The following is a 14,235-nucleotide window of genomic DNA, read 5'->3' on the forward strand; positions in this document are numbered from 1 at the left end:
TTGGGTTGGATAGCCTTCCCCGCGACGGGTAAACTTTACAAAGCGAGAATGCGAAAATCGCTAATGCGCAAGATTGCTTTGCCACAGATAAACTTAATGGGGCCTTCTGAGAGTGGACTTTCTTTCACAGTAACGACGCTACTGAGCTTCTGATCATCAATATAAAGGGCTGCCTGTCGCCCCCGCACATCAAGGCGATAGGTATGCCATTTGGTGGTTGGCTCAAAATCGAAGGCTGTTGCGAGGTTAGCGTTCACATTATCATTTTCTGGGTCTGTGACGATCTCAATCATAGGATGCGTGGCATAGCCGTGTTCCCCTGGACCTAGCAGGCTAAGTACCCTGGCCTGCACGCCGTCCTGGCCCTTGCTCGGGCTGACGGCAAGGATATAATAACCGCCGTCTTTAGGTATGCTAACGACCTGAAGGCGAAACTCGACTGAATAGTTGTTTGTTTTTGGTGTGTATGGCGAGGTGAGGGTATTGTTATCGCTAAGAGCGCTCTGAGCGTAATTCCCCTCTAGCTTCCAGCCGGAAGTTGCTTGCCAGCCAGTTAAGCCATTGGACCAGTCGCCTTTGTAAAGGACTGTTCCCGCTGGTATCTGCGTTGGCTGAGGCTTGGCTGTGGGAGATGGTGTAGAAGAAGATGCCGCGCCAGGGCCTGTCGTACAGGCAACAAGTGAAATAACGAGATATACCATGAGCAATAGCAGCGATCCACCACGATGAGAGAATAAAGCCGTAGGCCTGTGGAGTTGGCTGGCCGTATGCTCTGCTGCGGCAAAGTTATTTTGAAGACTTGACAAAGTGCTTCTCCTTCCCAAAGAAAGATGCTGTCGCTTATCTGAAAATACTTGTGGAGTTTACTTCTGGACAAGGTTTATTGAGTTGTCAATAATATATACGTACCCTCCTGGTAACTATCACACAAGATTTTCAGGGTTACAACATAACAAGCTTTGCGCAGAACAAAAGGCCTTCTCCCTCTATGCCTGTGAACAAGAGAGAGAAGGCCCTGGCAAAAAGTGCATTGTTGTGGATAGGATGTTTAAACGCGCCCACTTATCGCTGTTGCAGCGTAGGAAGTACGGCGCTCAAGCATTTCGTGAATAAGCCTGGTAACCGTAATACCCCAGGCATCCCAGTTCAAGCGATCGTCGAAAGCTGCCCGGCTAGATTTAACCAGCGCGGCGTAGCGCGCTTCATCCTGGTAGATGCGCGCGATCAGCTCGGCATATTCTCTTCCACGTGCCTCGGGTGGAAGCAGAAAGCCGTTTTCGCCCTCCGTAACTGCGCCTGAGACGCCTCCGGTATTTGTGGAAATGGTTGGCAAGCCGTACGAACTGGCCTCGCAAAAAACCATTCCGTAACAATCGCTACGCGTGGGCACGAATAGAAAATCAGAGGTTGCGAATAGCTGCTCCATCTCCCGGCGCTGGCTCTCAATACGCTTATCAAGGAAAGGAATAACGCGCATCCGTTCGTGCTGAAATTGGGCTGGTGGCACGCATCCACAGATTGTCAATTCAGCCTTAATGCCCAGCTCTTCCAGCTTAAGAAGCGTCTCGAAGGCGATTTCACCGCCTTTCCTGACCCAATCGACAGCAAGAAAAAACAGCTTGCAATGATCCGAACGTTTTTTCTGTTGCACAACTTCGATGGGCGGAGGCGTATCGAAGTTGGCTCCAAAGGGAACCGCATGGACTTTTTGCTTATCCGCATGATAGTTTTCAATTGTGGATTGGGCCGCCCAGGGCGAGGGATGGAGTATCAAACTTGCCTTTTTGATAGCTAGTTTTTCAAGCTCATTAGTTTCATAAGCAGAACGTTGTATAAGATTAGAATATCCAGCATAATAATTATGTAGAAGCGCAAAATTAGCATCTTCAATCAAGACAATAGGAATATCTGTTTCTAAAAAAGCTATCTCTGTGCCGCCGCTAGGGGCAATAATGACATCGAATGGCTGGCTGGCTAAGCGAGGATTAGCTACCTTAGCATAGGATCTGGCTAGCGAGAATGTATGATTAAACAGATAATTCTTCTTAAGAATAAGTCGTGTTGCTTTATTAATGACTTTGCCAAGCAGTTTCTTGCGGGAATGTATAGTGCCAACATACTGGACGTCTCCGCAATGTTTTTGCAGGGTTTGGGTGATCCGGTCCACGGTTCCACCCCAGGAAGAGCGCTTCCTATCCTCTAACGTATTTGCCGTTAACATGGCAATTCTGAGGCGCTGTCCCTCATTATCCATGGTTTGCTTCCCTCCAATCGGGTAGATGTTAGCTTTAAGTGATCGAGGCCTGATTTATCACGCCGGTTTGTGGGGCCTTAGCGTGCTTATAAACGGAGTCCAGTTTGGTAAGGGCGACTGAGGCATCATAGCGGTCGAGCATGAGCTGACGCGCATTGTGGGCTAGCGAACGGGCCAATTGTGGGTCTTGCAGGACCCTGGCACACGCCTGGGCAAAATCCTGCGGAGAATCGGCAATGAGCAAATGTTCCCCATCTCTGACCGCCAGCCCTTCGCAGCCCAGCGTCGTAGAGATGACCGGTACACCCATGGCCATTGCTTCAAGAATCTTGACGCGTACACCCCCGCCCGAAAGGATCGGCACAGCCAGAGCGCTGGAGCCAGTCCAGAAGGGTTCGGTATCGGCGACGTAGCCATGCAGGTGTACCCCTGGATTTTGTTCGGCTAACGTCTGGAGTGAATGTGGAGGCCTGGCACCGACGATATCATAGGTAACAGCGGGACAGAGCGTGCGCAGATGGGCATAGCCTTCGCGCAGCCACCAGGCCACACCTTCGCTGTTAGGCGGCCAGAACATCGTGCCTATCGTGAATAAGCGGTAAGGCTGTGGCTTACGAGCCTCATAGGTAGCGGCAAAGCGTTGCACATCAACAGTGATAGGGATCACTTCGATCTGTACAGCCGAACCGGCAACCTCAGCCAGCTTGTTTTGATCCTGCTCGCTTACTGCCAGCACCGCACTGGCGCGCCGGCAGGCAGCTCCCTCCTGGCGGCGAACTATCTCTACCTCACGTCCCAGCAGCCAGCGCATAACGGGGTTACGGCTTCCCTTGCGCAAGCGCTCAACCACCTGCCAGACAGCATTATGCTCATCAAGGATTACCGTTCCTGACCAGTCGGGGGGCACAAAGCGCATCATATTGAGCTGGTCAACGTGAAGCACCTCAATGCCTTCTTCTTGCAACAATTGGCGCACCATGGCCTGCATTTCTGCTCGGTCATCGCGCCGTAAAATAAAGGAATCGCCTGTTGCCAGGCTCTCTAGCATGAAATAGACATCGCTCACGCGCGAACGTTTCATCGGGACGGTAACCACGCGCTGGCAGATTTCCCGTAGCTTCTGCGCATCCTGTTCTTCCTGCTCACTACGTACGAATGTGCAATACACCACTTCGTGCTGAGCAGCCAGGTGGCGCAATACCTGTAGCGTCTTAACTTTAGGCCCCGCATCTGCGGGGTAGACAACCACTTGAGTTAATACGAGTACCCGCATCGCACTACATCTCCTCTTTTCTCTTTATCGGGTAGCGAGAAGATAGTCGGCTATATTATGGACCTAGCGATAGTTTTCCCGTTTATGGCATCAAAGATGGTGTCACAAACGGGAAAATAGCCTGTATAATCTCAAACTAAAGTTTTTTATGGAGCGGATCGGGCTCCGACTGGATTAACATAATGGGCCTTAGCTGTGCGCGCAGCCAGCGCTTGTTGATAGACGTCTACAAGGTGATCTGCGATCGCGGCCCAATCGTGTGTTTGTTCGACATACTGCCGGCCATGCTGGCTCAGAGAGGCGCGTAATTCGGTATTGTCCATCAGATGTATGGTTTTCTCGGCAAACTCTTGTGCCGATTGTGCTACCAGGAGATCTTGTTCAGGTTGTGCATGCAAGGCAGCGGCGACGCGTGCTGCGGCCACAACTGGAGTTCCCAGCGCCATAGCTTCCAGCACTTTGTTCTGAATGCCGACGCTATAGACCATCGGGCTGACCATTATCTCTGCTCGCCCCATGTAAGGGCGGATATCATCGACATATCCGGTAATCTCTACGCGCGCATCGTGGGAGAGGCGGCGAATGGAGCGCGGCGGATTGCTACCGACAATCGTTAAAGTTGTCTTTGGTCTCTGCTGCCAGATAAGAGGCATGATCTGCTGATACAGATAGAGCACCGCAGCTATATTGGCGTGGTAGCTCATTTTCCCTAGAAAAACGAGATTGCCCTGTCGACGTTTTTCCTGCTGTGGATAAAAGTATTCAAGATCCACGCCATTGGGCACAACGCTAATGTTTGGTTCTGGCTCGCTTCCTCGCTGCTGGTAGGCCCGATACAGTTCGAGCAGCGCCTCTCGATCTCGCTCTGAGGTAATCACCAGGTGCTTGAAGCGGCTGAGCAAGCGGGCCTCGTAATGTTGCGTACGCTTGCAGTCTACAGCTGCCATAGCGCGTATGGGCAGGCTGGAACCGCTTTTCATGGTGTGCTCAAAAAGCAGGCTGATGCAGTCCACAGCATCCCATACAATGGGAGGCAGACGAGAGATTTCTTGTAACGAAGCAATCCCTCGCAAGTGCTCTACATGCACGACATCAAAGGTTTCTTCGGCACAGAGCTGCTGGATGGCTTGCGCAAAGCGCTCAGATTGCGCGTACGCCACCTGTAGAGGAACCCGGCTAAACAGAGCCATCCCAGTACGCAGGATCTTCTGCTTCTTATCTTCCTCCACCGGCACAACCTTGTATCCCTTCTGGCGCAAGATCTCTACGTCTGCCCGTTCCCGCTCTGAGATGCACTGTGTGATTATGGTCACCTCATGCTGACGCTGAAGATAGGTCAGGAAACCATAGCCGCGTACACGGATACGAGAAGGCGGATGTGGCGTTACAAATAAAATTCGCATACTGTCTCTCTCTAACCTTGGAGCCAGGAGCTGGCGGCTTCCTTGCTACCAGATGCTACAGGTAACCAAGGGCCTCCAGTTTCAAGCGTACGCTTTCCTCTTCTTCCTCTGTATAGCCGTACTCGTCGTCTTCGGAGTTATCAAAGGTACGTTCCTCTGAGTAAGAGGCAGCGCTTTCGTTGAGATGGGTTTCCTCAAACAGACCTGACAACGGCTTGCCATCCATATCTGTAGGGATAGGCATATCAAGTGCGTAAAGTACCGTTGGCGCGACGTCGATAATGTTGGCGTTCTCAAGAATGGCATTTTTGCGCATGTGCGGTCCCTGGGCAATGATAATACCATTCATGCGGTGTACGCCGCTGAGCTTGGAGATGACATCCAGTGGAACCTCGCTGATCAGCTTATCAACATCTGTGCCACCCTTATAGCGATCCTGTGTGACGAGGATGATATCGGGGGCCATCTCCAGACGTTCGCCGTGATAGAGCTCCTCGCGCCTATACGCCTCAATGACGATGGGCTCGCCCGTCTCGGGATCGCGTAAGCTGCGCATCTCATCAAGAATGCGTGTGCGGATCGCCTCATATTCTTCGCCAGGCTGCACACATCCCTCTGGCTGGCGACCGGCTACGTTAATCATAATGCCTTCGACTGGAGGATACATGGGGAAGCGATAAGCTTTCGTGCGTTTCCAGTCGATGGAGTCAAGATTCATCATGTTCTGCGAATCGATATTGGTGGCAATCTTCTTCAAGCTTGCTGGCAGGCTGCGATAAACCTTCTCCAGATAGGCGAAGCGGCGAATCTTTGTGCGGTAGAACTTCTTGAAAGCCGCCTTCAAGCCGCCTTGCTTCTTATTAGTTCTGGTATTTGGCTGCAGCAGGTTGAGCGTGCGCAAGACATAATTAGCATTGAAGTAGTATTTGGGGTGTGAGCCACCGCCATGATCGGACATTACGATAACCGTTGTGTCCTCGTCGATAGCGTCAAGGAATTTACCAACGCACTCGTCGCTGCACTTATAGACCTCTTCAATGAGATTGCCATATTGCTTTGCATCCTCTTCGGTGTAGGCCGGGTGCTCAGGATCAATATATTTCCACCAATCATGGTGCGCGCGGTCTGTTGCGCCTACTACGAGGACAAAGAAGCCATAATCGTCCTTCTTCATTTGTTCAATAGAGACATCAAAGCTCAGATGCAGGAGGCGGTTCATCTCTTTGAGCAAGACATGGCCGGTGGCCGATTTGAAGAAGGCAGCATCACCCACAAGCGGGGGAATGGCTGTGGAGAGATCGGGCGGATAGGTGTAGTTCTTGCCAGTATCCGGCGTGGGGTAGCCAGAAACCATAATTCCATTGACCGGCCAGGCGGGATAGGTACATGGAACAGTGATAACACCTACTTTTTGGCCTGCTGCACCGATGACATCCCAGAAGGTTTTGCCAGCGAAGGCATGCGAATCAACAATTGTGTCTGCAAAGCAACTATAGCGCTTATTATCATAATCGCGGAAGTCATAGACGCCGTGCTTACCAGGGTTGTAACCCGTAGCAAAGGTAGTCCATGCGGCAGGCGAAATTGGTGGATACACAGACTTCAATTTTCCATATACACCATTTTGCATTATTCGCTTGAGATTAGGTAGCTTACCCTCCTCAACCCAGCGATCAACCAGCTCGGGAGTAGCGCCATCAAGCCCAATAACCAAGACTTTTGTTCCCATAAGTGTGTTAACATCCCCCTTTTTGGGCTATGTAAACAAAGAAATTTAAAACATAGCGGTTCCCTGCTATGTGCGATAGTAATTGTCGAACAAACATATGCATAAGCGTATCATGTCAGGCGATAAACGCAAGTACAGTGGAGATTGCTATCCCCCTTTTGGGCTATCCAGGGGACCTGGAATAGAGCAGTTCGAAGCCAGACGAAACGAAGGTTATCGAACATTCGGGTGGGCGTAACTGACTAACGTATAGTCGTAAGTATAGCGTAATATACACAAGAACTGGCTGAATTTCGGTTAAGAATGGGTTATAGATCCGCTAAACTTGCGGCATATTCTTAACTCTGGCTCTATCTTCGTCTCCTTTCGCTTTGGGTAGGTACCTTTATGGTGGAGCATACTTGCACATTTACGCTGGATTCGGTAAACTAGCGCGCAGATAAAATGGTATATGATGCTATGCAATTAGCCATAGCAGGGACGAGCAAGTAAGGTGCAGTAGTGCGTATTTTATTTCTCAGCAATCTTTATCCCCCAGATGTCCAGGGGGGAGCCGAAATCCTGGCTGCTGATATCGCTGCGGAACTTGAAGCGCTAGGACACGAAGTTCTGGTGCTCACCGCTGGCCAGGATCTTCCCGATGATAAGCAGGCCGGGCCCATCTGGCGTACCTTGCGTAGCGCTCCACCAGCCCATTTTGACCGCAGCCGGCCGGCCTGGCAACAGCTTTCTCTTCTCGTTAACTATTATCGGCGCTATAATCGTCCCTCCAATGCAGCTGAACTCCAACGTATTATAACCATAAGCAGGCCCGATGTGTTGTATATATGGGAGATAACAGGCATTGGAGTCAACTCCTTGTTGAGAAAGTTACCAGATTTGCACATACCGATAGTGTTTCATCTGGGAAGCTACTGGTTGCTGTATGCTCGTTTTCCTGAAACCGAGCAGTCGCGCTTACGTACGCGCTGGCTCAAACAGCAACTCATCGGTAGTGTGGCTATGCCTGAGTATACGTCGTTGATAGCTGTGAGTGAGACTGTCAGGCAGGCATATATGCAGGGAGGTTTTGATCCCGAGCGCATAGAAGTGATCTACAATGGTATTGATCCTCGTTTTCTAACTTTACCTCCGGAGAGGGCGGCTGAGGGGGAGATCCTGAGCTTGCTCTATGTTGGTCGTTTGCGGGTTGAAAAAGGCTTGCTTGTGTTGCTCAAGGCGCTTGATCTCCTTGCGCAGAGACGGAGCCAGAGGGGAGCGGCCGCGCTTCCTGTGCGTCTCAACGTCTTTGGCAGTGGCGATCAAGTGTATATGAATGAGCTACAAGAGTTCCTACGCGAGAAAAGGCTTAGCGAGTTAGTTACCTTTCATGGCACGGTCCCACAGGAAGAACTTATCAAATATTATGATCGTACAGATATTATGGTGGTTCCTTCATTGTGGCAGGAGCCCTTTGGACTGGTGCTTGCGGAAGCGATGGCTCGCAGCCTGCCAGTGCTTGCTTCAAAGGTAGGTGGTCCGGCGGAGATTCTTGTCGATGGGGTAAATGGGTTACTTGTCGCGCCAGGAGATGAGCAGGCATTAGCAGATGCGCTAGGACAGTTGCTAGAAGACCCGGCCAGGCGTAGGCAGCTTGGGCTGGCGGCTCGTAAGACTGTCGAGGAGCGCTTCACGATCCAGGAAAATGCCCGTAAAGTAGAACTGCATTTGCAAAGGGTCATAGCGCAAAGTAAGCATGATTCTGCCTCATTAAATAATAGCGGTACTCCCGCATAAGAGTGCTATCGAACCCGAATCTCTCCCCTATTGAATTTCATAAGAATAGAGAAAAAACCTTTAACTAATTCATATTGGCAATGAGAGGATAAAAATGAGAGATGACCTGCATACGTGTGAAGCTTCACATAGTAGCGGATCCAATCAGGTAAGTCGGCGGCATATGTTACAACTGATGGGAGCAGGTGTAGCTGGCATCGCAGGCGCAAGCGTATTGGCTTCTTGTCTGGGTCTACCTGACCAGAAGGCCCCCGTCGAGCCAACCGTTGACCTTACCCCACGTGGAACCGCTCCGATAGCTGAACGTCCTTTAAGCCCTTATTTCATGGGCTATAATAATGTGCCTATTCATAGTCCCTCCTGGTCAGATCCTAATGTTTTGAATGTCGTCAAAGAGCTTAACGCTGCCAATTTGCGCTATCCCGGTGGAACAGTGGCGAATTACTGGAATTGGCAAACCGGCTGGTTTTTTTCCAGCGCTCCTGGCGGCTTTAAAAATGCCATGAAGACCCCTATCCATTTGCAGGATGTGCAGAATGTGGTCCAGGCTACCAATACTCAGCCTATATATGTGCTGAATTTGCTCACCTCTAATCTGGATATACAAATGCAACTGCTCCACGCGGCTAAAAATCAGGGCCTTCCAATCAATCTCATAGAGCTGGGAAATGAGTTCTATCTTGATCAGTGGCCGCTAGATCAAAATGTTTTTCCTTCTGGACGCGAATATGGCACTAAAGCCACGGAGTGGATCAAGGCCATTCATGATCAATTTCCCGAGACAAAAATTGCTGTAGTGGGCACTGCTCCTATCTCTGGCAATGGTGATCCGCGTAAAGGGGCCTGGAACGATCAGATGTTTCAGACCCTCAAGGAAGCCGATGCAATTACCGTACATCCCTATGTGAATCTCCCCGATGGGCTGATTTCGAAAGGCGATCCTGCTGGCAGCATGGACCGTTTAAACTCAACTGTAGCGGCGCGCTGGGCCCAGTTTCAGAGTTTGCTGCAGGGGATACCTGGCGGTATGAAGATCTGGGTGACCGAGTATAATCTAGCAAGTAACGAAGCTGACAAGGTGTTTCATACCTGGATGCATGGAATTATTGTGGCAAGCATGACTTTGAGCTATCTCGCTGATAAGCGTGTTGATCTCGTCAGTTTTTACGATATGCTAGGCAATACAGGGAACGAGGCAGTTTACTTTGACCGCCGTGGGAAAGACCAGGAGCTACCTCCTTATACAGTGACGGCTGCCGGTTGGACCTTACGTTTGCTGGGCGAAACAATGCAAGGGATGAAATCTACAGAGCCGCTTACGATCAATGCAGCCGGTGGAGGCACAACTGTTACCGGCTGGTATTTCACCAACGGTTTACAGAGGCGGGGCTTTATTGTAAATGCTTCTTCCTCTGATGTTACCTGGCAGGGACAAACGCACTTTACCTCCGGTCAGACGCATTATCAGCAATTAACTGCCAGTTCTCCTTTTAAGACTATTGCTGATACAAATGATGTAAAGGTAAAGCAAGGAACTTTACAAGGACCATTGGCCTTACCCGCTTATTCTGTGACCCAACTCAAGTAAACGAGTGGAGAATTTCTGGCTGGTTGTTTTGTTCTATGATTATGATTTATACTGATTAATATCGTTGTGTTTATCGCTTCTCTTCATTTTGCATGAGGAGAGCGGTAAACTCTTTTATATCTATAAAAAAATGTGTTAGTGGCAAACTTTTATCGCAAGCAGGATTGGGGTCAAGCTAAAGGTCCGAGGTTTATTATTAGGATTGAGGATATAATTTGAAAAAATTGTTGCGCGCGATTCCAACATCGCTAGTTCGGCTTGTAGGGGCTGTGACAGCCGGACGATCAGCATATAAGCATAAATCTCAAGAGACGCGTTTTTTGCTAGTGCGTCCCGGAAATTTGGGGGATATGGTGCTGGCTACGCCCATCGTGCGGGCGATTAAAGCCTCGGTCCCCGGTGCGCATATAACTATGCTCGTGCCACCCTGGGCCAGTGAGGTCGTAAAACGCCATCCTGATGTTGATGAGATCCTAGAGTGTCCATTTCCCAGTAGCCGGGTAGCTTCACAGACATGGCTTGAATCCTTCAAATTGCTCTTCCATACGGCTCGCCGGTTGCGGGATGGCCAGTACTCGATGGGCATTAACCTGCGGCCCCGTTTCTGGTGGGGAGCTGCCTTACTCTATTTAGCTAATATTCCTTACCGTATAGGTTTTAATGTTGGATCGGTTGAGCACTTTCTTACAACGGCTTTACCATATGAACGCCTTACGCATGCTACGGCGAGCTGTCTCACTCTGGCAGGTGCTGGAATCCAGAAGCTAGGCTATCCGGCTCTAGAACAACCCTACACGCCGGAGCGCTATCCATTTTATTTTGTGCCTACCGCAGAGGAACAGCAATGGGCTGCCGAGCGTTTAGAGGCCGAAGGTATTGATCTCTCTGTACCTTTGATAATTGTGCACCCTGGAACCGGGGCTCTCATAAAGCTGTGGCGTGCCTCAGGATGGTCAAGCTGCATTACGGCTCTTTCAAGAGCACTGCGCGAGCCACGTCCTGTGCAGATTGTCTTAACAGGCAGCCCAGGCGAGCGGGCTCTATTGAAGGAAGTGGCCAGAGGGACGCCTGCGCGTACAACAATCATTTCGGATACGACAGTAGGACAGCTGGCAGCATTGCAGCAAAGGGCGCAACTCGTTCTGGGTGTGGATAGCGGTCCATTGCACCTGGCGATTGCGCAGGGAACGCCAACTGTTCAGATCTTTGGCCCAACCGATGTGCGCAATTATGGACCATGGGGACCCAAAGAACGCCATGTGGTGGTTACCTCAACCTACCGCTGCGCTTCGTGTACAAGTATTCCTTGTGGACGTTTGCATTTTGCCAACCATGAGCTTGTGGATCATCCTTGCGTGCGCAAGGTCTCGGATGAGGATGTACTTGCGGCGATTTCCCAGGTTCTGGGACGCCCGATTACGCTGCCGCAGCCTCTTGTGAAGCTAACAGAATCCTAAGTTCACGTGCAAAGGGGCGAACCATATTTATTGCTGGTCCGCCCCTTTTTGTTGCTGTCACAGGCAAGCCAGCGGCTATCGCTCAGGATAGCGCGAGCTGAGAGCCCTGCTGATGGCGCACATTCTGAATAGCCTCATACATCTGGTCCATAGTGACGTTTGAGCGCTGCGACATCTCTTCAAGACATTGCATGCGCTGTTTAAGGGCAGCCTCGAACTCCCGGGGCGTCATGCCAGCTCCCTCAGCTATCTCATCTATGATATCCTGATCCGCATGCTCAAAACTATCATCGCTTTCGTGCCAGACTGAAAGAGGAATGGGAGTCACTCCGCCGGGACGCTCAGGATCGGGGTAGGGACGCAGGAAATGGGTAGTGACCCAGCGTCGGAGAGGGGCCGATTCGGGTCCGATCATGCCGATGTGTATAATGAGTCCCAGGCGCCGCAGGGCATCAGCCTTCAGGCCCAGTTCCTGGCGTAGCATATAGATCACGTCATCGATGGTATCGGCGTGGACGCTTGTCGCGATGCGATAACCTTCGCCGGGCAGCAGCAGATAGCGGCGCGCTACTCGTCCCCACATATAAAATGGTTGATGATCGCTGATCTCATTGCAGAGAACGTAGGTGTTCGCCGGGTTGATATCGGGAGCCTGCATAAACGAAAAATCCTCGTACATGCCAGATGTATAGGCCAGCGCCGTGCCTTCGGGCAAGAATTGGAAGAGTGCATTGAGGACAGTAGTCTTGCCCACGCCTGGCTTAGGATCGGTTGGGCCAGCGATAATAAACGATGTGCCTCGCTCTAGCAGCAGCCAGATGAGGGCTGCTGTATATGCATCGACACTCCGCAGCTTAATCAATTGCGCTATGGAGAGAGGCCGGCGCGAATCATAGTGCCAGTAGCAGCGTTCATATGGGTCACGTGGATCAAACATATGCTAAATTCCTTATTGCTAAATATTTTACCTATTACTTGCCGAGAAGCGCTGCAGAAGCGTCGTAACAAAGCATATTTCCATAATCAGGCCAATCACCGATTCGCCGGCGGCCAGAACAGTTGGCAAATGTCCAGAAAAGAGACCATTGCCATAGAGAAAACTCAGCCCATGAAACGAGGCAAGGCTAAAGAAAAGGCTCTGCAAGGGAGCCTGAGCACCAATGAGAGCATAGGCAAGGGCAAATGCGAGAATTATAAATAGATAGCAGCTAAAGCAGCGCGCAAGCTTATACCCATAGCCGGTTAGGGCGCGCAATAGAGCTGAACCAATGTATTTGCTATAGCAAGCGACAGTATCATCAAAAAGTAAGAGGGCGACAATGAGAGCTAGAAATGCTCCCGCAAGCGCAGGCTGGCGGCTCTCCAATTTCTCAAGCCAGGGTAAACGTTTCAAGGCCAGGCGTGGGGCTTGCAATAACCGCGGCAATTGTGCGTCTGGTATCCCCAATAAATAGCCTAGCAGTAAGAACCCTTGTTGTCTGCGGCGTTCTTTGTGCGAGATTAACAATGGCGAGGTGATGAAGCTCTGGGTGCGCCGGTATTCGGGTGGATGCTGGCCGCGCTTGCGCATAATGGGAAGAATGGCCAGGATAGCTCCTATGCATAAGATAAGTAGAGCTGCAACAATCAATGGCTGGAGCAGCGCCAGCGCGATCAGAATAAGCAAGACCGGGATCAGGCGCAACAGCGCCAGGCGAATGGGATGTGGCGCTGGATGTTGTCCTACCCTGCGTTCATGCAGGCGTAATAATACCTTGGGCAGGGGCATGCGCTCCCTGACAAAGACGCGCAGAACCACCGGCAGTAAGGCGCGCTGAGGTAGGAGGAGATGCTGGTTAACATGTGCGCGGTAGAGAAAATGATCGGCATATTCGCTCATACCTTTGGCACGTAGTAATGTTGCCAGCTGTCGATAGGCGCGAATTGCCGCCAGGTATTCCACAGGAAGCTTCCATTGTGTGACAGATTCATCGCCGAGTTTGGGCAATTGGGACCAATCGATAGCCGCGAGATTAGCATCGTTCCAGTGTATATCGGCCAGAGGAGCATAGCCGTACTGTTCAGTTCCCAAAGAGAGATCTTCCAGGCGGGTTGTACCGTCAAGAAAAGCCGTACGCAAATCGGCTGGCTTAGGATACTCATCTGTACCTCCCAGGTGAGCCTCGCGCAAATCGGCGCCCTCTAAATGTGCCCCGCTGAGATTAGCGCTCGCCAGATGTGCGCCGCGCAAATTAGCGTTTTGGAGATAGGCGCCGCGCAGATCCGCCTCCTCTAGATGTGCGCCACAGAGATTGGCACCCTCTAGATGTGCGCCGCGCAAATCTGCTTTTTCCAGCCTGATAGCTGCCATTTCGCGCTGCTTGTCGGTGACCAATAGCCATGCTTCTGGCTCAAGGCCACCCTGGATAGCCGATAAGGGGAGGCCATGTAAACGCACTTTATAAAGATGGGCACCGCGCAGATCGAGCCCCGCAGTGAGATGGGCCTGTTGTTGATGATGGGCAAGGAGCCACTCTATATCGGCTCGGCTCAATTTTGTGGCAATATCTTTAAACGGATAATGCCCTTGCTCAACATCGGGCTGAACCGCGTCTAAATAGTGTTGAAGCTCATGTTGGCGCTGTGCATCGATCTCTTCCTCCGTCCGCCAGGGTTGTTGGCGGGAGCGCCAGTGCTCCCGCCAGGTATCTCTGTCATCGGCCGCGGAATCATGCACTATCGATTGAGATCGTGATAGTGGCTGACTCACTTGCAT

The 14,235-nt window shown here is 51.1% G+C and carries 10 protein-coding genes; 3 read left to right on the forward strand and 7 right to left on the reverse strand.

From position 1 onward, the window contains the following. Nucleotides 1-35: 35 nt before the first annotated feature. The 5 genes from EPA93_RS41000 to EPA93_RS41020 all read right to left on the reverse strand — a co-directional run bounded on the left by EPA93_RS41000 (nucleotide 36) and on the right by EPA93_RS41020 (nucleotide 6,659). Nucleotides 36-806 carry a hypothetical protein gene (locus tag EPA93_RS41000; protein WP_129893080.1) on the reverse strand — a complete coding sequence of 257 codons (771 nt, stop codon included), beginning with the start codon at nucleotides 804-806 and terminating at the stop codon, nucleotides 36-38. A 242-nt stretch (nucleotides 807-1,048) separates the two neighbouring features. After that, nucleotides 1,049-2,254 carry a glycosyltransferase family 4 protein gene (locus EPA93_RS41005; protein ID WP_129893081.1) on the reverse strand — a complete coding sequence of 402 codons (1,206 nt, stop codon included), beginning with the start codon at nucleotides 2,252-2,254 and terminating at the stop codon, nucleotides 1,049-1,051. Nucleotides 2,255-2,288: 34 nt separating this feature from the next. Continuing rightward, nucleotides 2,289-3,527 carry a glycosyltransferase family 4 protein gene (locus EPA93_RS41010; protein WP_129893082.1) on the reverse strand — a complete coding sequence of 413 codons (1,239 nt, stop codon included), beginning with the start codon at nucleotides 3,525-3,527 and terminating at the stop codon, nucleotides 2,289-2,291. 146 nt (nucleotides 3,528-3,673) lie between these two features. Further along, entirely contained in the window at nucleotides 3,674-4,930 is a 1,257-nt protein-coding gene (locus tag EPA93_RS41015) for a glycosyltransferase (RefSeq protein WP_129893083.1), read from the reverse strand. 55 nt (nucleotides 4,931-4,985) lie between these two features. Next, nucleotides 4,986-6,659 (reverse strand): alkaline phosphatase family protein, encoded by a 1,674-nt coding sequence (locus EPA93_RS41020; protein ID WP_129893084.1) that lies wholly within the window; start codon nucleotides 6,657-6,659, stop codon nucleotides 4,986-4,988. Between the two features lie 501 nt (nucleotides 6,660-7,160). Here EPA93_RS41020 and EPA93_RS41025 point away from each other — a divergent pair. From EPA93_RS41025 to EPA93_RS41035, 3 genes are all read left to right on the forward strand, one after another. Further along, nucleotides 7,161-8,435, forward strand: a complete 1,275-nt coding sequence (locus EPA93_RS41025; RefSeq protein WP_129893085.1) for a glycosyltransferase family 4 protein — start codon at nucleotides 7,161-7,163, stop codon at nucleotides 8,433-8,435. A gap of 163 nt (nucleotides 8,436-8,598) precedes the next feature. Next, nucleotides 8,599-10,023, forward strand: a complete 1,425-nt coding sequence (locus tag EPA93_RS48800) for a hypothetical protein (protein ID WP_165423730.1) — start codon at nucleotides 8,599-8,601, stop codon at nucleotides 10,021-10,023. Nucleotides 10,024-10,238: 215 nt separating this feature from the next. Then, the gene (locus EPA93_RS41035; RefSeq protein WP_129893086.1) at nucleotides 10,239-11,480 is read left to right on the forward strand and encodes a glycosyltransferase family 9 protein; all 1,242 of its coding nucleotides are present in this window, start codon (nucleotides 10,239-10,241) and stop codon (nucleotides 11,478-11,480) included. An 82-nt stretch (nucleotides 11,481-11,562) separates the two neighbouring features. Here the strand turns inward: EPA93_RS41035 and EPA93_RS41040 are convergent, their stop codons facing one another. Beyond that, entirely contained in the window at nucleotides 11,563-12,417 is an 855-nt protein-coding gene (locus tag EPA93_RS41040; RefSeq protein ID WP_129893087.1) for a hypothetical protein, read from the reverse strand. 27 nt (nucleotides 12,418-12,444) lie between these two features. Then, on the reverse strand, nucleotides 12,445-14,235 hold the full coding sequence (locus tag EPA93_RS41045; protein WP_129893088.1) for a pentapeptide repeat-containing protein: 1,791 nt from the start codon (nucleotides 14,233-14,235) through the stop codon (nucleotides 12,445-12,447).

It is taken from the genome of Ktedonosporobacter rubrisoli, assembly GCF_004208415.1.
Lineage (GTDB): Bacteria > Chloroflexota > Ktedonobacteria > Ktedonobacterales > Ktedonobacteraceae > Ktedonosporobacter > Ktedonosporobacter rubrisoli.

Excerpts from the sequence above, each read along its gene's own strand:
- EPA93_RS41005 (WP_129893081.1), bottom strand. The coding sequence starts at position 2,254 with ATGGATAATGAGGGACAGCGCCTCAGAATTGCCATGTTAACGGCAAAT.
- EPA93_RS41010 (WP_129893082.1), bottom strand. The coding sequence starts at position 3,527 with ATGCGGGTACTCGTATTAACTCAAGTGGTTGTCTACCCCGCAGATGCG.
- EPA93_RS41015 (WP_129893083.1), bottom strand. The coding sequence starts at position 4,930 with ATGCGAATTTTATTTGTAACGCCACATCCGCCTTCTCGTATCCGTGTA.
- EPA93_RS41020 (WP_129893084.1), bottom strand. The coding sequence starts at position 6,659 with ATGGGAACAAAAGTCTTGGTTATTGGGCTTGATGGCGCTACTCCCGAG.
- EPA93_RS48800 (WP_165423730.1), top strand. The coding sequence starts at position 8,599 with ATGTTACAACTGATGGGAGCAGGTGTAGCTGGCATCGCAGGCGCAAGC.
- EPA93_RS41040 (WP_129893087.1), bottom strand. The coding sequence starts at position 12,417 with ATGTTTGATCCACGTGACCCATATGAACGCTGCTACTGGCACTATGAT.
- EPA93_RS41045 (WP_129893088.1), bottom strand. The coding sequence starts at position 14,235 with ATGCAAGTGAGTCAGCCACTATCACGATCTCAATCGATAGTGCATGAT.